The following is a 21,307-nucleotide window of genomic DNA, read 5'->3' on the forward strand; positions in this document are numbered from 1 at the left end:
GCGTTGTCAGCGGGTCGCGATGGATTCCCATGAGTCACATCGCAGGCCACGTCCCATCACTCAGGCGAGCGCGCCTCGCAGACGCGTGATCGCCGGATCGCCTGCCCACAACGGGCGGCAGGGAGATGAGGAAAACCGTAGCGCTGAACCACCAACTCAGACGCCAACGGCGGATACGACAGGGCAGCCGGTGCGGATAAACCGTCGCATGAAAGCTGCCCGAAAGGAAATGCGTGCTTACCCAACGAATGTCTCCAGAAAATACGGCGTCAATTCAGCCCTTGCCCGAAGGAATTCTCGAGTCTTATCGGGACCATTTTGGCGCCCTTCATCTGATATACAAGATTCAATATATCGAATTAAGTATTTTTATGGTTCCAAAAGTAGTCCATGGCCGGGGCACTGTCAACCCGAGAGCGCCCGCATTCCGGTTGCCGTCGCCCCCATTCCGACGCCTGGACGGCGTCGGGGTAAGCGCCCGATAACCGGCAAACGTAGGGAAATCGGGGCCTTGCAGGACATTGCGCGCCGGAACGAGGCGTGACACCCCTCGGGCGGTATCGCATCGCCGGGTACAGGCTCAGGGAAAACGATGATGTTTTAAGGGGGGCCGCCAACCCTCGGCGCGGCGACTCGCCGGCGAGAAAAATGGCGTTAGACCGGCTCGACGTCGCCTGAGTGGTTGCGAATGAAGGTGAGATGTTCGCGCAACGAACGCTGCGCAACGGTGGCATCGCGCGACGCCACGGCGGTGAAGATGCGGCGGTGCTGTTCGATCAGCTCGGCCAGATCCGCACCATGGCCGACGATGGCGCGGTAGTTGTCGACCACCGAGCCGCGCAGCAGCTCGAAGATCGCATGCATCAGGTGCACCAGTACAAGGTTGTGCGTGGCTTCCGCCAGCGCCAGATGGAAATGCGCATCGAGTTCGGGCACGCGGGTAAGCAGCGTCTGCCCCTTGGCATCACCCTCGCCATCCAGACCATCGCGCCCTGCGGCATAGGCCGCTTCGAGCGCTTCAAGCGCTTGTGCGAGTCGTGCGATGTCCTCGGGCGTTGCGCGGGCGGCCGCCAGCTCTACCGCCTTGGCTTCGAGCACTTCGCGCATTTCCAGCACGTCGTCGACGGTCTTGCTGTGTCGCGACATCAATTGAGACAACGGTTCGGCGAGCAGCGGCTGGCTGGCGTTGGCGACCAGATACCCGCCACCGGCACGGCCGACGATCAGGCCACGCGACTCCAGCCGCAGCAGCGCTTCGCGAAGGGACGGGCGCGACACGCCCATCTGCTGGGCCAGATCGCGCTCGGACGGCAGCGCCGAGCCCGGGGCGAGCCGGCCTTCGACGACCATCGTCTCCAGTTGCTCGTACACCATGTCGGACAGACGCAGACGCGGCGGCGGCGTGACCGGCGCAAAACTCGCGGCGGTACCGGAAGCTTCGCTGGCAGGGTAGGAAGACATAGGCAAGGACGACTGGTTGGACGACATGTCGGCTTCGGTTCTCGACGGAAAAATCACAGACACGACGATACAGGATGACGCTTCGTTCAGGGCAGGCGCACGGTCGAATGACCGGCACCGCTCAGGAATGCCCCTTGAAACAAGGGTTAACCCTGTAGTCGAAATCGGATCATTCCCTTTACGATAGCATCATTCAATAATTGGTCGACCAGTCTACCAGTAGACCAGCAATCTGCGAAACGCCACCACACGTTAACGATTGTCCGAGAGCCCGCCTGATGACATCGAATGCGTTGCCCCCGTCTCCCTCTGCGCCGCTGAGTCCGCAGCGCCCGCTCCCGTCGTTGCCGGCTTCGCCGCCGGTGCCCATGCGCGTCGACGACGAGCCCGTCTTCGAGACGATTGACGACGCCACGCGCGCCGCCCGGCTCGCGGCACTGCGTGCCGCCGTGCCCGACGCCCAGTGGCTGACCGACCGCGAACAGATCACGCCGTACGAATGCGATGGCTTGGCTGCCTACCGCAAGCTCCCGCTTGCCGTAGTACTACCTGCCGACGAGGATCAGGTTTGCCGCATCTTGCGGGCCTGCCACGCGCACAACGTGCCCGTCGTGCCGCGCGGCGCCGGCACGGGGCTTTCCGGCGGCGCCATGCCGATTACCGACGGCATCGTGCTCTCGCTCGCCCGATTCAAACGCATTCTCGAAGTCGATCCTTACGCGCGCACCGCCACCGTGCAGCCCGGCGTGCGCAACCTCGCCGTCTCCGAAGCGGCCGCGCCTTATGGGCTTTACTACGCACCGGATCCGTCGTCGCAGATCGCCTGCACGATCGGTGGCAATGTTTCGGAGAACTCCGGGGGGTGCATTGCCTGAAGTACGGCCTGACGGTGCATAACGTCCTGCGTGTGCGCGCCGTGACGATGGACGGCGAGATCGTGGAATTCGGCTCGCACGCCCTCGACGCCCCGGGACTCGACCTGCTGTCCGTGTTCATCGGAAGCGAAGGGATGTTCTGCGTGGTCACGGAAATCACCGTGAAGCTCGTGCCGAAGCCGCAGGTGCAGCAAGTCATCATGGCCAGCTTCGATGATGTCGAGGCGGGCGGTAACGCCGTCGCCGCCATCATCGCGGCGGGCATCATCCCGGCGGGCCTGGAGATGATGGACAAGCCGGCCACCCAGGCCGTGGAGGCGTTCGTTCACGCAGGCTACGATCTGGACGCCGCCGCCATTCTGCTGTGCGAGTCGGACGGCACGCCGGAAGAAGTCGCGGAGGAAATCGCAAGGGTCTCGGCGGTGCTGCGCGCGTCGGGCGCCACGCGCATCCAGGTGTCCACATCGGAAGCCGAACGTCTGCGCTTCTGGTCCGGACGCAAGAACGCCTTCCCCGCCGCCGGACGCCTCTCGCCGGACTATTACTGCATGGACGGCACGATCCCGCGCCGGACCATCGGCACGCTGCTCAAGCGCATCGAAGCGATGGAAGTGCAATACGGCCTGCGCTGCATCAACGTCTTTCACGCCGGCGACGGCAACATGCACCCGCTGATTCTGTTCAACGGCAACGATCTCGACGAGTGGCACCGCGCCGAAGCGTTCGGCAGCGACATTCTCGAAGCCTGTGTGGCGCTGGGGGCACGGTGACCGGTGAGCATGGCGTCGGGATCGAGAAGATCAACGCGATGTGCGTGCAATTTTCGCCGGAAGAGCGCGATGCCTTCTTCGGCGTGAAGCGTGCCTTCGACCCCGCCGGTCTGCTCAACGCCGACAAGGGCATTCCCACGCGTGCGCGCTGCGCCGAGTACGGAAAGATGCACGTGCGCGGCGGCCTGTTGCCCCATCCCGAATTGCCGAGGTTCTGATGTCGTCAGCCCCTTCCCTCGCGTTGCCCGACGTGGACACGCATGCAGCGGCACAAGTGCTCGCCGCGATACGCGAGCGCGTGCTCGCGGCCACCGCCAGCGGCACACCGCTTGACATCCAGGGTGGCAGCACCAAGCACTGGTACGGCCAGACGCCCATGGGCGAGCCGCTCGACATGCGGACGTATCGCGGCATCGTTTCGTACGATCCGGCCGAGCTCGTGATCACCGCCCGAGCGGGCACGCCACTGACCGAGATCGAATCGGCGCTGGCCGCGCGGGGGCAGATCCTGCCGTTCGAGCCGCCGCATTTCGGGCCAGGGGCAACGCTCGGTGGCTGCATTGCGGCCGGCCTTGCCGGCCCTCGCCGGCCGCACGTCGGCGCACCGCGCGACTTTGTCCTCGGCGCCGTCGTCATGAACGGTCAGGGCCAAGTGCTGCATTTCGGCGGGCAGGTCATGAAGAACGTCGCGGGTTACGACATCTCCCGGGTGCTCGCCGGCGCGCTCGGCACGCTCGGCGTCTTGCTCGAACTCTCGATTAAAGTATTGCCCTGCCCGGTGGCCGAGGCCACGCTGCAGTTCGAACTGCCGCAGGCACAAGCCATCGAGCAACTCAACCGCTGGGCCGCTCAGCCGCTGCCCCTGATGGGTTCGGCGTGGCACGACGGCGTGCTGCGCGTGCGCCTTGGCGGTGCCGCAGCCGCCATCGCCGCAGCGCGCGCAGCGATGGGCGGCGAACCTGTCGAGGCCCTCGAAGCACATGCGTTCTGGCAGACTCTGCGCGAGCAGACGCACCGGTTCTTCGCGAGCGCGCCGGTCACGGGAGACGGCCAACCGCTTTGGCGCCTGTCGGTGCCCTCGACCACGCCGCCCCTCGCTCACGGCGACGAGCACCTCATCGAATGGGGGGCGCGCAACGCTGGTGGATCACACCGCGCGACGCCGCCGATGTGCGCGCGATTGCCGCAGCGGTGGGCGGGCATGCTACGCTGTTTCGCCACGGCGACAAGTCGGCTGGCGTATTTACCCCGCCATCGGCCGCGCTGCACGCTATCGGCAAGCGTTTGCAGCACACGTTCGACCCGAGCCGCATCTTCAACCGCCATCGGCTGTACCGCTAAAGACGACGATGCAAACGAACCTCGCAGACTTTCTCCGTCAAACGCCAGACGGCGACGAAGCCGAAGCCATTCTCCGCAAATGCGTGCATTGCGGCTTTTGCACCGCCACGTGCCCGACCTACCAATTACTGGGGGACGAACTCGACGGCCCGCGCGGGCGCATTTATCTTATCAAGCAGATGGTCGAGGGCCAGCCCGTGACGCGTGAAACGCAGCGCCATCTGGATCGGTGCCTGACTTGCCGCAGCTGTGAGTCGACGTGCCCGTCGGGGGTGCAATACGGCCGACTCGTGGACATCGGCCGCCGTCATGTCGACGCCAAGGTCTGTCGCCCCGCCAGCGAGCGCGCGCTGCGCTGGACGCTCGCCCGCGTGCTGCCCAATCGAACGCTCTTCTCGCCCGCCCTTCGCCTGGGTCAGCAGTTCCGGTCGCTGCTGCCGCGCTCGCTGCGCGAGAAGGTGCCGCATCGTCAGCGTTCGGGCAGTTGGCCGCAGGGCACGCACACCCGTCGCATGCTGATGCTCGAAGGCTGCGTGCAGCCCGCCATGCTGCCGAACGTCAACAAGGCCACCGCCCGCGTGCTCGACGCACTCGAGATCGAAACGGTGCGTCCGGCGGCGGCCGGTTGCTGCGGCGCGATCCGCCTGCATCTGAACTATCAGGACGACGGCCTGGACGATGCGCGACGCAACATCGACGCCTGGTGGCCCGAGATCGAAGCGGGTGTGCAAGCCATCGTGATCAACGCGTCGGGCTGCGGCGCGACGGTCAAGGAGTACGGCCATCTGCTGCGTCACGATCCGCAGTACGCAGGCAAGGCGCAACGGGTCTCGGAGCTCGCGCGAGATTTGTCGGAAGTACTGCTCGATAACCTGGAAGCCCTGCAGCAACGGGTGCCGAGCCGCAAAACCGGCAAGATTGCCTACCATCCACCCTGCACGCTGCAACACGGCCAGCAACTCAAGGGCGTGGTGGAGAAGGTGCTCGCCGGGGTTGGCGTGAGCGTCGCGCTGCCGCAGGACAGCCATATCTGCTGCGGCTCCGCGGGCACCTATTCGGTCACGCAGCCAACGTTGTCGCATCAACTGCGCGACGCGAAGTGGAAGGCTCTCGACGCCCTCGAGCCCGAACTGGTCGTCTCCGCGAACGTCGGCTGCATCTGTCATTTGCAAGCGACCGCCAAGGGCGAGCACGCGCGCGATCACGCGCCGGTTCAACACTGGATCGAACTGCTCGACCGGATGATTGCGTCGGCCTGAGCGCCGGCGCGACCATCCCGATTCACCTCCGTGGCAACGATTGATTGTCCCCATACAAGGGACAATCAATCCCCAATATGCCCGTTTATTTAAACGATGGCGCTCCCTAAAATCGAAGCCAAGTCAGTCATCGCATTGATGGCTGAGCCGCCCCTTACTTCGATTCCTTTGCCGGAGCCTGTCATGATCGACAACAAAACCGCCCCCTACGCCGCACTGTTGCTGCGCGTATCGCTGGGTATCCTCTTCCTCGCCCATCTGTCGCTCAAGGTGTTCGTGTTCACCGTGCCCGGATTCGTCGGCTTCATGGGCTCGCTGGGCCTGCCGCCGTTCGTCGCTTATGTCACGATGGCGCTGGAACTGATCGGCGGCCTGATGCTGATCACGGGCTTTTATGCGCGCTGGGCAGCGCTGCCACTGGCGGCGTTGATGCTTGGCACCATCGTATCGGTGCACGGCCACAACGGCTGGATGTTCACCAACAAGGGCGGCGGCTGGGAATTCCCCGCGTTCTGGCTGGTGGCGCTGCTGGTCCTGGCCCTGCTCGGCGATGGCGCCTGCTCCGTACGCCGCGCGCGCACTGCGTGATTGCCTTGTCGGGTTCTCGTTAGCGTTCTTTTGCCGGAGTCATTGCCATGTCTGCCCTTCCTACCCTCTTCGTCTCCCACGGCTCGCCGTTGCTCGCGGTCGATCCGGGCCGCACCGGCCCGCTGTTGACGGCGTTGGGGCGTGCGGTGCCGCGTCCGCGGGAGATCCTCGTGATTTCGCCGCATTGGTCGACGCCGGCTCCGCGCGTGGGCAGTCTGGCGCGGCAACGCACGATCCACGATTTCGGCGGCTTCCCGCGCGAGCTGTACACGCTGGAGTACCCCGCCTCAGGCGCACCAGCGCTCGCCGAACGCACGGTGCAAATTCTGCGCGACGCGGGTCTGCCCGCGACCACCGACGACCAGTGGGGCCTCGATCACGGCGCCTGGGTGCCGCTGCGCTACCTCTACCCGGACGCGGATGTCCCGGTCACCCAGTTGTCGCTGCAACGGCATGAAGGTCCCGAGTGGCAATATCGGCTCGGGCAGCATCTGGCACCGCTCGCACGGGACGGCACGCTCATTCTCGCGTCGGGCAGCTTCACGCACAACCTGCATGAAGTGTTCCGCGCCCCGTCGGAGGACCGTGCCGAAGCGCCCTACCTGGCCGAATTCGTCGCCTGGTTCACCGAGCATCTCGCGACGATGGACCTCGATGCCCTGTTCGACTATCGCGCCCGCGCACCGTACGCCGAGCGCGCTCATCCGACCGACGAGCATCTGCTGCCGCTCTACATTGCCCTGGGCGCAGCCGACAATGCCGCCCGTCAGACGCACTTCGACACCGGCGCCACCTACGGCGCGCTGCGCATGGACGCGTTCGCGTTCGGCAACGCCGCCCCATCGCTCGCCCAAGTGAGCGCACTGGCACAATAACGACATCGGCACCGGGAGTGTCGCGACAGGCCTGGCCGTCGCGGCATCGTCGGCGCCGTCGCCTGTCCGGCCACCGGCCTGATCGCGCATCGCGGTGCGCATTCCTGAGGAGCCCCATCCCGGCATGAACAAACTTCGCGAGATCGAGAGCTTCATTGCCGTGGTCGAGTCGGGCAGCTTCGTGAAGGCCGCCGCAACGTTGGGCATCTCCAAGACGGCCATCTCGCGTTACGTGGCCGATCTCGAGGCGCGTCTGGGCACGCGTTTGCTCCAACGCACCACGCGACGCCTGTCGCTCACCGAGCCAGGCCAGCGTTACGTCGAGCGCTGCCGTCAGATCCTCACCGAACTCGACGAGGCCGATGCCATGGCGGGCGAGCAGGACGGTCTGCCGGCCGGGCCGCTGCGCATCAACGCCCCGCACACCTTCGGTGTGCTGCATCTCGCGCCGCTCTGGCCCACGTTTCTCTCGCGACATTCGCAAGTCTCACTCGACATCACGCTGAGCGATCGTCTCGTCGATATCGTTGACGAAGGCTACGATCTGGCCATTCGGATCACGCGCCTGCCCGATTCGTCGCTGGTGCATCGGCGGCTCGCCGGCACCCGGCTGGTGCTGTGCGCCTCGCCCGGCTACCTCGCGCAGCATGGCACGCCATCGCATCCCAGCGAACTTGCCCATCATGAAACAGTCGGCTACAGCTACTTCTCGCATCGGCGCGAATGGCGCTTCGACGGCCCAGACGGCCCGGTTTCCGTGCGTACGCGCGCGCGGCTGATTGCCGACAACGGCGATACCTGCCTGGCCGCCGCGGTTGCCGGGGCGGGCATCATTCTGCAACCGGCGTTTCTCGTGCAAGACGCCTTGCGCGACGGCCGGCTCGTCGAATTCCTGCCCGAATACACGCAGGGCGAGATGGGTGTCTACGTCGTCTATCCTTCGCGCAAGTACCTGAGCGCCAAGGTCCGCGCCCTCATCGACTTTCTCGTCGACGCCTTTGCCATGCCCGGCTGGCGGGCTATCGACCGCCGTTGAGTCGCGCAGTGTTGCCGACATCCACCGCGAAAGCCCCTGAATCCCACGCAATTGACAGACAACACACCGGAACGTCACGGCAATTGATTTCCGCAGGCGAATGTCACTTATACTGACGGGCCTGATGTCCCATTTCATATATTTTGGAAAACTTTTTACTGATCGTCGCCGCGATCCTGCTGGTGTTGCTCAACGGCTTCTTCGTGGCGGCGGAATTTGGCCTCGTCAAACTGCGCCAGACGCGCGTTCATGTCATCGCCCGCCAACGCGGTTGGCGCGGCCGTATCCTGGCCAAGGTTCACAGCCAGCTCGACACCTACCTTTCCGCGTGCCAGCTCGGCATCACCCTCGCCTCGCTCGGTCTGGGCTGGATCGGTGAGCCCGCGTTTGCGCGCATTCTCACGCCGCTATTCGCCGCGTTGGGAGTCAACTCGGCGGAGCTGATTCATGCGCTCGCCTTCTTCATCGCATTCTTCACGATTTCGTACCTGCACATTGTCGTGGGCGAACTCGCGCCGAAGTCGATGGCCCTGCGCATGCCGGAAATCGTCTCCGTCTGGACAGCCGCCCCGCTCTACGGCTTTTACTGGCTGATGTATCCGGCGATCTGGATTCTCAACCACAGCGCCAACCGCCTGCTGCGTTGGACAGGTCTCGATCCGTCGCACGGCACCGATGCCCATTACTCGGCCGACGAAATCAAGCTGATCATGCGCCGGGGGGCTTCGAGCGAGAAACTGTCGCGCGACGACTGGAATGTGGTCGCCTACGCCATCGACTTCAGCGATCTGACCGTCTCAGATCTCATGCATCCGATGAGCGAAGTGGCCAGCTTCCGGCGCAATGCAACGTTCGCGCAGAACATGGATACGGCCTATCGTCACCGCTACAGCCGCTACCCGTTCTTCGACAACGATGGCGAAACCGTGCTCGGCGTGGTGCACCTGAAAGACCTGTTCCTCGCAGAGCATCATGGTGAGTCGATCGAGGATCTGGGCAGTATGGCGCGGCCCGTGGAGCGCGTGAAACCCGACATGCCGGCGCGTGAGCTGTTCCGCCGATTTCGCCGGGGCGCACCTCACTTCGCGATCGTGGGATGGCCGGACCAAAAGCCCATCGGCTTCCTGACGCTCGACAACCTGCTCTCGGCACTTGTCGGCAAGATCCGCGACGAATTCCGCCAGACGGAAGACGACTGGACCCACATGGAGGATGGCACGCTCATCGGCCGCGGCAGCTTACCCATCCTGACGCTGGAACGCTCGCTGGGCATCGAGATCCCGAGCGAGCACGCAGAATCGGTGGGGGCCTGATCATGGACGTGCTGGGCTACCTGCCGCACGAGGGGCAGAAGGTCGACTTCGAAGGCTTTTCCGTTGTCGTGAAGAAGATGCAGGGACCGCGTATCGTGCTGGTACGCATCTATCCCGACGGTGTACGAGAAGCCCGCGGCGAACCGCCCCACGCGGTCAGCCGGCAACGCGACGATTGATGCGTAAGCGCGTCGGGAAGCGCGCCCGCATCGGCGCTCGGCGAGCGGGTCCGGCGCCGCGGGTGCAAGCGCCGGGTGGATCGCATTCCACCTAACGCTTAGCCGCGCGCGAATGCCTTTCGATTGAGTTCGAGCTGCGTGATGAGCTTTTGCAGACGCGACTCGGCGGTACGCGAGAGAGCGATAAAGCGGCAGCCGATGTGATACTCGACGTCCTTCGCCAACGGCACCGTGCGAATCGCACAGACTTCCAGGTCTACCTGGACGGTGCCGTAGTCGCGCAATTCGATCTCGACGTGCATGAGCATCGAGCCCTTCGGAATTTCGGCCGCCGCGTCGGCCTTCGTGCGCAAGCCAACGCCACCGAGCGACAGGTCGAACACCGACAGGCGCATCGGCGTGTCATCGGGGAATTTGACCGTGCACGGGTATGGATCAAGGATCGGCGTTTTCACGCGAAAGTAATCGCGGCGCTGCAAACGCACGAGCGTTTCCGGATACGAGGCGTAGAAGGCGGGATACCCTTCGAACTCGCGCTCCTCGACATCGCCAATGGGGAAATGCACCTGAATGCCTTCGGGCACGCCCACGAACAGCGCGCGCTTGTTGGCAAGCAGCGCCCGGTTCTCCGCCTCCACACCGCCCCAGTCGAAATAAAAGCCACGCACTTGCGGCTCGACCTTGAGCAGGCGCGTGACGAGCTGCCGCTGCCCGTTCGCGAAGTACACCGTCATGAAATCGCCACGGGTCGCCAGATGGCGCAGCACGCCGCCAATTTCCAGCGGATTGCTGATGCGATACGAATCATGCAGTTGCGTTTCGTTGTCCGTGGGCGCCGGTGTCACCTGCGGTTCTGTCATTTCCATACCTGATCTTCTAATTGTCCCCGTGACGGACCACGCCGGGCGGCGCAAGCCGTACGTAATAAAGTCTCGGCAACACGTGACGCCTCACGACGTCACTGTGCGAATGCGTGTCTGTCGGCGCTGATGCACCGTCTCATGAATCTGGTCAAAAACGTTAACGGTCACTGGCCCGGAATATTGAGGGCTCCGGCCCACAAACTTGCGGCGCCCCGTGTCGCGCGCCACACCCCGGACGCGCCCTCGGACCTTTGCCGCACGCGACCGTCGGATCAGCGATGTACCGCGGCCATCAACGCGCCGAAACCCATGAACACGCCGCCGCTGATGCGATTGAATGCCTTGAGCACACGCGCTTCGCGCAAGTACGGCGCGATGCGTAGCCCGCCGGTGGCGTAGACCAGGTACCAGCTCACCTCGATCACCGCGAACGTGCCGAGCAGGATCGAGAACTGCGGGAGTTTGGCGGCGGTCGGGTCGATGAACTGCGGCAGGAACGCCGCGGCGAAGAGAATGGCCTTCGGGTTGCTGCCCGCGACCAGGAAGCCCGACTTGAAGAGTTTGCCGAAGCTCGAATCCACGGCCGTGGCGGGCACGTCGGACGGCGCCGCCGCGTTCGCATCCACGGGCGAGCGCCAGCTCTTGTAGCCGAGATAGACGAGATACGCCGCACCGATATAGCGCAGCGTGTCAAACAACATCGGCCACGCGCGGAGCACCGCGCCCAGTCCGGCCGCGGAAATCGACATCATGGCGATGAGTGCCGTCATGCAGCCGGCCATCGTGCCGAGCGACGGACGCAGCCCGTGACGCGCACCATGCGTCATGACGAGCAACATGTTCGGTCCCGGCGTCGCCGAGACGAAAAAAACGGTGACGACATACAGCCACCATGTTTGCAAGCTCATGATTGCCTCGGAAAAGGGCTCACGCGCGGGCTCACGCGAATTCGATCAGGCATTGTAGCGTCGAACCGCGACAGTCGCATCGTCCGCGTGCACGTCCCATGCGAATCAAAAAAGAAGCCAAAAAACAAACAGGCCCGATGACTTTCGTCATCGGGCCTGCTGATCTCGGGACGCCGCCTCGCCTAAGGCTGGCGCGGCATCACGGGAATGCGTTCAAGCCAATTAGATGGGCTTGATGTTCGCAGCTTGCTTGCCCTTCGGGCCAGTCTTGACTTCGAACGACACGCGTTGGTTTTCTTGCAGCGACTTGAAGCCGTCAACCTTCACTTCCGAGAAGTGAGCGAACAGGTCTTCACCGCCGGCGTCCGGGGTAATGAAGCCGAAGCCCTTTGCGTCGTTGAACCACTTAACAATACCGGTTTCCATATTTTTTCCTAATAAAACAATAGCTTGAGGTCGAAATAACCCCGTGAGCGCTGACAATCAAGGGAAAATGAAGGACTAGAAACCAGCGAGAAGCAGGAAAACTACGTCTGACAACAACTTCGCGGCTTGACAATCTGCAGTTGGTTTTATACGTGTAGACGCGTCGTTTGTCAACAGGGTAAGGCCTGCAAATCTCGTAACAATTTCTCGCCCTCGCGGGAGATTTGGGCGGGCTTCGGGTGTTCGAGCCGGGGTGGCTGCCCGTACAATGGGCGTTTTTTCCCGCGCCCGCGCCACTCACCCCCCATACCTGCCTACGGATGGAGTCTACTCGCCTCATGCGCCCCTCGCCGTCGCCGTCTGACGCTCGTACGCCAAGCCAACCGGCTTGGGTGTCCCGTTGCCGCACGCACGCGCTCAGTCTGGCCGTTTGCCTGACGCTCGTCGCCTGCGCCGGGTCGCCGACCTATGGCCCGGTGCCCGCCGGAAGCTATCGCGTACAGTCCGGCGACACGCTCTATGGCATCGCGCGCGCCAACAATACCAGTGCCGCCGATCTGGTGCGCTGGAACGGCCTGACCGATCCCGACAAGATCGAAGTCGGTCAGGTGCTGCGTGTCGTGCCGCCCGCCGGCGCGGCGGCCGCCAGACCCGCACCGCAAGCCCGCTCGACCCCGAAGCCGGCTCCCGCGCCCGCTGCCCCACGCACGGCGACCAACCGGATTCCGATGGTCTGGCCCGCCAATGGCCCGGTGCTGGCAAACTTCAATGGCAGCAGCAACAAGGGCGTCGATATCGGCGGCAAAGCGGGCGACCCGATCTATGCGGCAGCCGCCGGCAAGGTGGTTTATGCAGGCAGCGGGTTGCGCGGATACGGCAACCTGGTGATGGTGCAGCACGAAAACGGGTACCTCACCGCCTACGCGCACAACCGCGCCATTCTGGTCAAGGAAGGGGCGTCGGTCAGCAAGGGCCAGAAGATCGCCGAGATGGGCGACACCGACTCGCATGGCACGGTCAAGTTGCACTTCGAGGTGCGCCAGAAGGGCACGCCGTTCAACCCCCGCGACTTCCTGCCCTCGCGATAATTCAGTGCTGCGGCCCGTCTCTCCCGGCGGGCGAATACCGCAAACGAAAAAAACGGCAAGGCTCGATGTCTTGCCGTTTTTTCCTTGCCTCCCGCCTCTGCCTGTCTGCCGGTCAGGCCGACGCTAGAAAGCCCTGCGACAGCCCGTCGGTGCGCGCGTCGCGCCAATCGCGATGCGCACGCGGGTCCGTCCACACGAGCAAATGAAGCGCTGCGAGCGCGCGCGGGTCGTTGAGCAACTCCCACTTCTGCGTGTTCGTCAGCTTCGCCGGTCCCTTGAGCAACGCGGTCTCGACACGGCCGGCACGCCGGGCGTCGCGCTTCGCGTCGTCAAGGGTCGGCACCACGCTCGCGGCCACGAGGGCGTTGGCCATCGGGTCGACGACGGCGTCGACAAAGGTGACATGCTGGCGCGCGTCCTCCGTGTATTTTTCCGTCATGCGCAGCTCCTTGGGCGGCCATGACTCTTCCGGAATCAGGAACAGTCGCGCACGCTTGAGCGCGCGCCCCAGCGACACCCGGCTGGAGAACACCGACACGGGAATCGAGATCGCCATTGATCCGACAATGGGCATCAGCCACCAAATGAAGTCCGGATTGAGCCAGTAGACGACGCCCCCCCACCCCAGCCCGATCAGGGTATGCAGGCCGTGGCGGCGAATCGCCTCGCCCCAGTGCGTCTCGGCGTCTTCACGCGGCGGCGACTTCCATTGAATCGCAATGCCGGTGAGCGCCGCCAGCACGAACTGCGTATGGAACAGCATGCGCACCGGCGCGAGCACGGCCGAGAACACGAGTTCGATGAGCATGCTCACCGTCACCGCGAATGCCCCGCCGAAACGTTTCGCGCCCTTCGCCCAGATCAGCACGACGGCCAGGATCTTCGGCAGGAAGAGCAGCGTGGCCGTGGCCGAGAACAATGCGAGCGCGCGCTCGGGATGCCACTCCGGCCAGACCGGGAACAGTTGCCGCGGCGCAGTGAAATATTCGGGCACGACCAGCGTGTGCTTGGCGAGCAGACAGGTCGAGAGGATCAGGAAGATGAACCACAACGGCGCTGACACGTAGGCCATCGCGCCGGTGACGAACACCGCGCGGTGCACCGGGTGCATGCCCTCGGCGAGGAACAGCCGGAAATTCATCAGGTTGCCCTGGCACCAGCGGCGGTCGCGCTTGAGTTCGTCGAGCAGGTTCGGCGGCATTTCCTCGTAGCTGCCGGGCAGATCGTAGGCAATCCAAACGCCCCAGCCGGCGCGTCGCATCAGGGCCGCCTCGACGAAGTCGTGCGAGAGAATCGCGCCCGACATGGCGCCTTTGCCCGGCAGCGGGGCAAGCGCGCAATGCGCCATGAACGGCGCCATGCGAATGATCGCGTTGTGGCCCCAGTAGTGCGATTCGCCCAATTGCCAATAGTGCAGGCCGGCCGTGAACAGCGGGCCGTACACGCGACCGGCGAACTGCTGCAGGCGCGCGTAAAACGTTTCGCGTCCGGCGGCGAGCGGCGCGGTCTGAATCAGGCCGGCGCTCGGGTGCGCTTCCATCATGCGCACCAGCTTCGTCAGACATTCACCGCTCATCACGCTGTCGGCGTCCAGCACGAGCATGTAGCGATAGTCGCTGCCCCAGCGGCGGCAAAAGTCGTCGAGGTTGCCGCTCTTGCGCTTCACGCGACGCTGACGGCGACGATAGAAGATACGGCCGAAGCCGTCGACCTGGCGGCATAGCGCCTGCCACGCGTCGACTTCGGCCGTGCAATTGTCGGCCTCGTTCGAATCGGACAGGATGAAGAAATCGAAGCGTTCGAGCGAATCGGTCTTGGCCAGCGATTCGTAGGTCGCACGCAACCCGGCGAACACGCGGCCGACGTCTTCGTTGCATATCGGCATCACGAGCGCGGTGCGCGCCTCCGGCGCGATCGGAGCGTCGCCGGCGGCCATCTTCGAGATCATGTGGCGTTCGCCGCCGAACAGCAGCACGAAGAAGCCGAAGATCGCCGTCCAGAACCCGGCCGAGACCCAGCCGAAGAGCAGCACGAACAGCACCAGCACGGAGAATTCCAGCGGATCGACCCCGTGATACGGCAGCACCGACGCCATGAAATGTGTGGCCAGCGCCGTCTGCGCAATCATCAGCACGAGCAGCATCCAGCGGCGGCGCCGGCCCGCTTGCGACCATCGGCCTTTGGGATCCGGGGCGTCGCGCACGAGCGGATCGGGATCTTCGCGACCGGTCAGTTTGCGCCACAGTCGCGCGAGCGGATTGAGTGACCAGGCGCGCGGAATGAGTGACGTGCGGCGCACCGGCGGTGCGGTGCGCAAGGTTTGTACGCCACGCACTTCGTTCAATCCGGCAGCGGCGGCGAGCGATCCGCCGTCGGTGAGCGTGAGACGCACCGATTGCGAGGCAAGCACCGCGTCGCTGCCGGATTCGATCTCCTCGATATTGTGCGCATGCCACGCGGCCGTCGCCACGCCGGCCGTGGCAACGGGTGCGTCGGCCTGCGCGGCGGTCTGCCCCGCGGCCACGGCGAGCGCCGCGCTGGCGGCATCGGCCGTGGCATCGTCGGCATCAGGCGGCACATCGCCCGCGCCGTTCACAGCGCGCGCGGCGAGAAAACGCTGCAAGCGTGTGAGGACGTCGAGCGAATCGCCGCCGTCACGCCTGGCTTGAGCCAACAGGGCGCGGCGCTTCTCGGCGGGCAGTGGCAGCCGGTCGACGTACAACTCGTCGACCGGAATGTCGGAACGGTCGCTCATTCGGGGGGTAACAGGTAGCTCCACGTTTCGGATAGGGTGTTACTGCCGTTGCGCAGGTAAGCGCGCATTTCGACGGGTTTCTCGGAATCGAGGCGGCGCATGCGGAGCATGACGCGATAGCCTCCCGTGACGTCATTGCGCTGCGTCTGCACTTCGAGGATCTTGCCATTGCCATCGATGGATACGTTCCCTTCGACCTTGGCATCTTCTGGCAGTTTCTTGAGCGCCGGACCTTCGAAATCGAGCGCGAACAGCTGACTGTCGTCTGGTTTTCCCCGGTAGCCGTGTCCCCGCCGGCTTTGCGACACCCACGCCATCGGCGGGCGCTTGTCGTTGTCCTTCTGCCACGACAGCCGGTATTCGATCGAATACGGTTGCCTGGGCTTGGGCGGCGCATCCGGCACCCAATACGCCACGATATTATCGTTGGTCTCGTCAGGGGTCGGGATCTGCACCAACTCCACCCGGCCCGGCCCCCACTTGCCCTTGGGCTCGACCCAGGCGCTCGGGCGCGATTCGTAGCGATCCTCCAGATCCTGGTAATCGCCGAAGTCGCGGTCGCGCTGCTGCAGCCCAAATCCGGCCGGGTTCGTCAACGCGAAGGATGAGACGAGCAGACGCTTCGGATTGACCAACGGACGCCAGATCCACTCGCCGGTGCCCGACTCGATGGACAGGCCATCCGAGTCATGCACTTCGGGACGATAGTCGGGCACCGCCGCCGGCTGGTTCTCGCCGAAGAAAAACATGCTCGTGAGCGGCGCAACGCCCAGCTTGGTGACGTTCTCACGCAGGAACAGTTCGGCCTTCACATCCACCGTCGTATCGACGCCCGGACGCAGCGTAAAGCGATACGCGCCTGTCGCACGCGGCGAATCGAGCAGCGCGTAGATCGTCAACTCCTTGGCGCCAGGGGCCGGACGCTGGATCCAGAACTCGGTGAAGCGCGGAAACTCCTCGCCGGAATTGAGCGCCGTGTCGAGTGCCAGCCCGCGCGCGGACAAGCCGTAGGTCTGGTTCTTTCCCAGCGCGCGGAAATAGCTCGCACCGAGGAACACCATCACTTCGTCCTTGTATTTCGGGGTGTTCACGGGAAAGTGAATGCGGAACCCCGCGAAGCCGAGCCCGCGCAACTGCTTGGGATCGACCTTCAGCGCGCCGAAATCGAACATGTCGGGGCTGTAGCGCAGTTCGCGCACACTGTTGCCGGCCAATTCGTTGATCTTCACCGGACGGTCGTAGTACGAGCCCTCATGGAAGAACATCAGCTCGAACGGCAGCTTCTGCGCACGCCACAGCGCCTTTTCGGGCTTGAAGCGGATATTGCGATAGCGATCGTACGAGAGGTTCTGCAGCGCCTTCGGCAGATTCGGATCCTTCGGCTTGTAGCGACTGTTCGCAAGCGTGCGCGCCTGTTTGGCAACGTCGTCGAACGAGAAGGCATGCGCGGCGCCGCAGACCAGAGCGCACCCACTGAGTACGCCGGCGAGCGCCAGGCGCAAGGCACGGCGGGAAATCATGCGGGAAACGAAATTGAGCAGGAATTCCATCGGCATTGGAGATAGCGTGACACGCGCGTGCCGACCGTAGCCAGCTTGCGCCGAACGCGCAATTTTACCCGCTCATTTACCGATTGACGAAAGATGCATCCGCAAAAGCTTCGAAGCGGGCACTCACATTATCTCAATCGTCCGCTGGGACGCCGCTCCAGGCGCATCACAAATTTGTGACGATTTGTGACCGATAGGAAAAACGGAAGGCTTTCACCGCCTTTCCCGCCCATTCCCCGCCATTCCCCTGCCCACACGGCCGATGCCGCACCGGTTCTTCGATTGACGGCCTCCGGTGGCGTCGCGCCCCCGGCCGGCCATGGCCCGCTTTACTTCGCCTCGAATTTCACACCGGTCGCCGGCGTGGGGACGGCACACCGCTGCGTGCGCACGTTGTCGAGAAACCGCTGGATCAGCGGCAGCACCTTGGCCTCGATGTCACCGTGACCATAGCCGAAACCGGCGAAATTGAAATGCGTGGCGCTGTCGACGACCGCGAGCCAGTGACAACCGGCAGGCAGATCCGCGTAGGGCTCGGTGCGCGTCTGCCACTTGCCATCGAGCGGTGCGTCACGTGTGCCGGTCACCAACAGGACGGGCTTGCGGATGTCATGCCAAGCGCCCGACGGAAAGATCGGGCCGGGCCCCTGCGGGGAGAGCGCGATGTAGCCATCGAAACGGTCGCGGCTGTCGAGCCCGAGCTTATTCTTCGCACCGGCCTCGATCATCACGGTGGCCGCGCCCATGGAGTGCCCCGCGAAGACGGCCGGTCCCGCGCGGCACTGCGTTCGCGCCCAGTGCAGCGCCGCCCCGGCGTCTTCGAGACGGTCGTCGTAAGCTTCGGGATCCGTAGTGAGTGCCAGCAAACCGTCGCGCAATCCACCGCTGCGGACCCGATCGCGCAAAGAGTCGCGCCCGCTTTCCTTGTGGGCCATGGTCACGGTTAACCACCCGTATTGCGAGAGTGCGCGGCCCAACCAGGAAAGCGCGTCGCGGTCATCGCCCGCTCCGGGACTCAGCACCGCCACGCCACGACAGGCCAAGGATGGCCGGAAGACATGAAGATTGGCATACGCCCCATCGCTGCGCGGCACGCGCTGGTCGATGCCGGTCGGCGGCGAGGAAGCATTCGGCGTGGGAACAGGGGCCGCGGTCGGTGCGGCGTCGAGGGTCGGATGCCGCGGCACGATCGTGTCGGCCGCCGCGGCCAGAGAGGGAAACGACGCGAGCAAGGCCACGCCGACACTGCAGGCACCGAGCGCGACGAGCATCGTCCCGAAAGATCGACCCACGGCCCCGCGCGACATTCCGAGCATCCGTTCTCCCTTGGTATCCAGCGGTGCACGCGCCCGGCCGAATCCCGCCGATCGGCCAGGCATCACGGTCTCGCGCCAACGTCCCGCTGCGACATCACACGACAAACCATCTTAGCGCGGATTGCGTAGGGACTCCGCAGGAATTTTGCCTAAGGGATACGTGTCTCGCGTGCGCAACGCGCGAGAGGTGCGGCGCGTACGCCGGGCGCGCGCTTCGAGTGTGCGTCGAGCGCGCATTCAGCGCGCCTCATGCGCGCTGAGGGCGACCGCCGGGCGTGTCGCGCGACAAACGAAGCGCCGACGCATAGCCCGCAGGATCGAAGCGCCACGTCAGCGCGATCAACGCCACGTTGAGCATGATGAGTCCGATCCACGACGGCGTGAAGCTGCCCGTGCGATCGAGCACCGCGCCAGCGGCGAACGGCGCCAGCGCCGCGATGCAAAAACCCACGCCCTGCATGAACGCCGCGAGCGCCGCCGCATGTGGCGGGTGCGCGTGATGATCGAGCGCAAGCACGAGTCCAAGCGAGAAGGTGCCACCCAACCCGAAGCCGATGGCGCCGATCCACGCCCACGCGGCGGCGACCGGTGCGAGCGCCAGTCCGATGAGTCCGCCGAGTGTGGCCGCAAGCGCGAGCGTGAGCCAGCGACGGCGATCGGCGTGACGGCGCGCCAGCCAAGGCAGCGTCAGTGCGGCGACGACCTGACAGGCCGTCAGCCCGGCCAGCAATGCCCCGCTGCGTGTCGCACTCATGCCGTGTTGCTGATAGAACGGGGGCAGCCAAGCGACCATGGTCGTATAGGTGCAGTTGATGAGACCGAAGTACACGGCCAGTGTCCAGGCGCGACGCTTGCGTAGCAACGCAAACATCGATGGCGCACCGCCCGTTGCCGAGGCAACACGCTCGCCCGCCGCCCGACACGCCGCGCGCAAATCCGCCGCCGACGTCACGGCCCCGGTGGTGCCGCCACCGCCTGAATCAGCGGCGCGCGCCACCAGGCCAACGCGGCCGTGCAGACAACCGCAAGCCACATCCCCAGCCCGACGCGCCAGTCGCCCGCCTCGGACGCCGCCCACGGACTGATCGCCGCGCCAAGTCCACCACCGCCCATGAGCGCCGCCGAGTACAAGCCCATCATCGCGGTCATGCGCGCGGCGCTGTAGTTCGCCTTCACCACGCCGGGCAGCAGCGCCTGGATGACGGCGATGCCGATGCCCGACGCGAGTGCCGTGGCGATCATCGTGGCGGTATCGTCGGCCACGAAACGCATGCCGCAGGCGAGCGCAAGCGCCGCCAGTCCGAGCAGCACCCCACGCCGCTCACCGCAGCGGCGCGTCAGCCCGCTCGCCGCAAAGGCGCCCGCGCCCATCGCGAGCACCGGCAGCGAAGTGAGCAACGCCGCCACGGGATAGGTCATCCCCGTAGCCTCGCGGATTTGCGGCAGCAGCGGACTGATGGACGTGAGCGTCGGCCGCAGCGTCAGCCCGACCGCGACGATGGCGAGCCACAGTGTCATACCGCCACACCGTCGCTTACCACCACATGACCGTTCGCCACCACCCAGCGGCGCGGCGCACGCGTGACGATAGCCTGCGCAGCATTCACGGCATCGACGAGCACCAGGTCGGCGCGCGCGCCCACGCGCAGCCCGTAGTCATCGAACCCACATGCCCTCGCCCCTGATCGGTGACGCAATCGAGCGCTATTTCCAGTTCATCGTCGCGACGCAGGTTGTAGCGCAGCCCGATCATCATGGCGCGCTCGAGCATGTCGGGCGAGCCATAGGGCGTCCACGTGTCGCGAATGCCGTCGTTGCCGCCCGCCAGCGGCACACCGGCACGCCGGCAGGCCATGAGCGGCGGCACGATACGCGAGGGCGGCGCGGTGGTGATCAGCGCCACGCCGGCATCGGCCAGGCGCGCGAGCATCGTCTCGGCGCGCGCGGCGTCCAACTCGCCCAGGCAAAACGCATGCGACACCACGACCTTGCCTTGCATGCCAAGCGCAGCGATGCGCTCAAGCATCAGTTCGAGCGAGAACACGCCCATCTCGCCCGGCTCGTGCAGATGGATGTCGACGGGGCAACCGTGTTTGTCGGCCAGCGCAAACATGGCGTCGAGCGAGGCCTTCGGGTCGCGATCGATGGCGCACGGATCGAGCCAGCCGAGCACATCCGCGCCCCGTGCGAGCGCGTCGTCGAGCAAGGCAACGGTGCCCTCGCGATCCAATACGCCCGACTGCGGAAACGCCACGATCTGCATGTCGAGGGTGTCCGCCAGCGCTTCACGCGTGGCGAGTACGCCGTCGAGATGACGCAGGCCCGCGTCGGTATCGATGTCGACGTGAGTGCGCAGCCGCGTGGTGCCCGCCGCGAGGAACGCTCGCGCGAGAGCGAGCGACGCGGCCCCCGCGTCATGCCCACTCTGCGCACGCCACTGACGTTCGTTGTCGATGCGCTCGATCAGCCGCGAGCCGCACGCGTTCTCGTACCACGGCATGCCCCAGACGGTCTTGTCCAGATGCGTGTGTGCCTCCACGAGACCGGGCAGCAGCAGCGCACCGCCCGCATCGATCAGACGGATGCCGCTACCCGGCGCGCTGGGCAGCGACGGCGCAAGTGCCGCAATCCGTCCGTTTTCGACGCGTACGTCGAGCGGCGCGCCATCGAGGCCGCGCGCGTTGCGAATGTCCAGTGTTGTCAT

At 65.0% G+C, this 21,307-nt stretch carries 15 protein-coding genes and 4 pseudogenes; 9 read left to right on the top strand and 10 right to left on the bottom strand.

The window, feature by feature from the left end; translation table 11 throughout:
- Positions 1 to 654: 654 nt before the first annotated feature.
- Positions 655 to 1,461 (bottom strand): FadR/GntR family transcriptional regulator, encoded by an 807-nt coding sequence (locus DRB87_RS18790; protein WP_165385359.1) that lies wholly within the window; start codon positions 1,459 to 1,461, stop codon positions 655 to 657.
- A gap of 368 nt (positions 1,462 to 1,829) precedes the next feature.
- On the opposite strand from DRB87_RS18790, the pseudogene DRB87_RS18795 reads away from it, so the two are divergent.
- The 8 genes and pseudogenes from DRB87_RS18795 to DRB87_RS18825 all read left to right on the top strand — a co-directional run bounded on the left by DRB87_RS18795 (position 1,830) and on the right by DRB87_RS18825 (position 9,697).
- Positions 1,830 to 3,324 (top strand): annotated as a pseudogene (locus DRB87_RS18795) (FAD-linked oxidase C-terminal domain-containing protein).
- Positions 3,324 to 4,280, top strand: a pseudogene (glcE, locus tag DRB87_RS18800) (glycolate oxidase subunit GlcE); the annotation flags it as partial. The pseudogenes DRB87_RS18795 and glcE, both read left to right, overlap by 1 nt.
- Positions 4,229 to 4,447, top strand: a complete 219-nt coding sequence (locus DRB87_RS24345; protein WP_370364059.1) for a hypothetical protein — start codon at positions 4,229 to 4,231, stop codon at positions 4,445 to 4,447. The pseudogene glcE and the gene DRB87_RS24345, both read left to right, overlap by 52 nt.
- Before the next feature lie 8 nt (positions 4,448 to 4,455).
- Positions 4,456 to 5,706: a glycolate oxidase subunit GlcF gene (gene glcF, locus DRB87_RS18805; RefSeq protein ID WP_130026969.1), complete on the top strand. Its 1,251-nt coding sequence runs from the start codon at positions 4,456 to 4,458 to the stop codon at positions 5,704 to 5,706.
- Positions 5,707 to 5,889: 183 nt separating this feature from the next.
- Positions 5,890 to 6,294 carry a DoxX family protein gene (locus tag DRB87_RS18810; RefSeq protein WP_130026970.1) on the top strand — a complete coding sequence of 135 codons (405 nt, stop codon included), beginning with the start codon at positions 5,890 to 5,892 and terminating at the stop codon, positions 6,292 to 6,294.
- Positions 6,295 to 6,341: 47 nt separating this feature from the next.
- The gene (locus tag DRB87_RS18815; protein WP_130026971.1) at positions 6,342 to 7,169 is read left to right on the top strand and encodes a dioxygenase; all 828 of its coding nucleotides are present in this window, start codon (positions 6,342 to 6,344) and stop codon (positions 7,167 to 7,169) included.
- Positions 7,170 to 7,293: 124 nt separating this feature from the next.
- The gene (locus DRB87_RS18820; protein WP_130026972.1) at positions 7,294 to 8,205 is read left to right on the top strand and encodes a LysR family transcriptional regulator; all 912 of its coding nucleotides are present in this window, start codon (positions 7,294 to 7,296) and stop codon (positions 8,203 to 8,205) included.
- Positions 8,206 to 8,348: 143 nt separating this feature from the next.
- Positions 8,349 to 9,697, top strand: a pseudogene (locus DRB87_RS18825) (hemolysin family protein).
- Positions 9,698 to 9,795: 98 nt separating this feature from the next.
- Here the strand turns inward: DRB87_RS18825 and DRB87_RS18830 are convergent.
- The 3 genes from DRB87_RS18830 to DRB87_RS18840 all read right to left on the bottom strand — a co-directional run bounded on the left by DRB87_RS18830 (position 9,796) and on the right by DRB87_RS18840 (position 11,894).
- The gene (locus DRB87_RS18830; RefSeq protein ID WP_017232471.1) at positions 9,796 to 10,563 is read right to left on the bottom strand and encodes a flagellar brake protein; all 768 of its coding nucleotides are present in this window, start codon (positions 10,561 to 10,563) and stop codon (positions 9,796 to 9,798) included.
- Between the two features lie 269 nt (positions 10,564 to 10,832).
- Positions 10,833 to 11,468: a LysE family translocator gene (locus DRB87_RS18835; RefSeq protein ID WP_130026973.1), complete on the bottom strand. Its 636-nt coding sequence runs from the start codon at positions 11,466 to 11,468 to the stop codon at positions 10,833 to 10,835.
- A gap of 222 nt (positions 11,469 to 11,690) precedes the next feature.
- On the bottom strand, positions 11,691 to 11,894 hold the full coding sequence (locus tag DRB87_RS18840) for a cold-shock protein (RefSeq protein ID WP_010805153.1): 204 nt from the start codon (positions 11,892 to 11,894) through the stop codon (positions 11,691 to 11,693).
- 338 nt (positions 11,895 to 12,232) lie between these two features.
- Between DRB87_RS18840 and DRB87_RS18845 the strand changes: the two genes are divergently transcribed.
- The gene (locus DRB87_RS18845) at positions 12,233 to 12,982 is read left to right on the top strand and encodes a M23 family metallopeptidase (protein ID WP_130026974.1); all 750 of its coding nucleotides are present in this window, start codon (positions 12,233 to 12,235) and stop codon (positions 12,980 to 12,982) included.
- A 112-nt stretch (positions 12,983 to 13,094) separates the two neighbouring features.
- Here the strand turns inward: DRB87_RS18845 and mdoH are convergent, their stop codons facing one another.
- From mdoH to DRB87_RS18875, 6 genes and pseudogenes are all read right to left on the bottom strand, one after another.
- Positions 13,095 to 15,737 (bottom strand): glucans biosynthesis glucosyltransferase MdoH, encoded by a 2,643-nt coding sequence (gene mdoH / locus DRB87_RS18850; protein ID WP_130026975.1) that lies wholly within the window; start codon positions 15,735 to 15,737, stop codon positions 13,095 to 13,097.
- Positions 15,734 to 17,293, bottom strand: a complete 1,560-nt coding sequence (locus tag DRB87_RS18855; RefSeq protein WP_370363111.1) for a glucan biosynthesis protein G — start codon at positions 17,291 to 17,293, stop codon at positions 15,734 to 15,736. Before DRB87_RS18855 ends, mdoH begins: the two co-directional genes overlap by 4 nt.
- Positions 17,294 to 17,616: 323 nt before the next feature.
- The gene (locus tag DRB87_RS18860) at positions 17,617 to 18,579 is read right to left on the bottom strand and encodes an alpha/beta hydrolase (RefSeq protein WP_130026976.1); all 963 of its coding nucleotides are present in this window, start codon (positions 18,577 to 18,579) and stop codon (positions 17,617 to 17,619) included.
- A gap of 271 nt (positions 18,580 to 18,850) precedes the next feature.
- On the bottom strand, positions 18,851 to 19,600 hold the full coding sequence (locus DRB87_RS24000) for an MFS transporter (RefSeq protein WP_130026977.1): 750 nt from the start codon (positions 19,598 to 19,600) through the stop codon (positions 18,851 to 18,853).
- Positions 19,552 to 20,121, bottom strand: coding sequence for an MFS transporter (locus DRB87_RS24005; protein WP_130026978.1), 570 nt, complete (start codon positions 20,119 to 20,121; stop codon positions 19,552 to 19,554). The genes DRB87_RS24000 and DRB87_RS24005 overlap by 49 nt, the downstream gene beginning before the upstream one ends.
- Positions 20,118 to 21,307: pseudogene (locus DRB87_RS18875) on the bottom strand (amidohydrolase family protein). The gene DRB87_RS24005 and the pseudogene DRB87_RS18875 overlap by 4 nt, the downstream one beginning before the upstream one ends.

The organism is Pandoraea sp. XY-2 (assembly GCF_004193915.1).
GTDB lineage: Bacteria > Pseudomonadota > Gammaproteobacteria > Burkholderiales > Burkholderiaceae > Pandoraea > Pandoraea cepalis.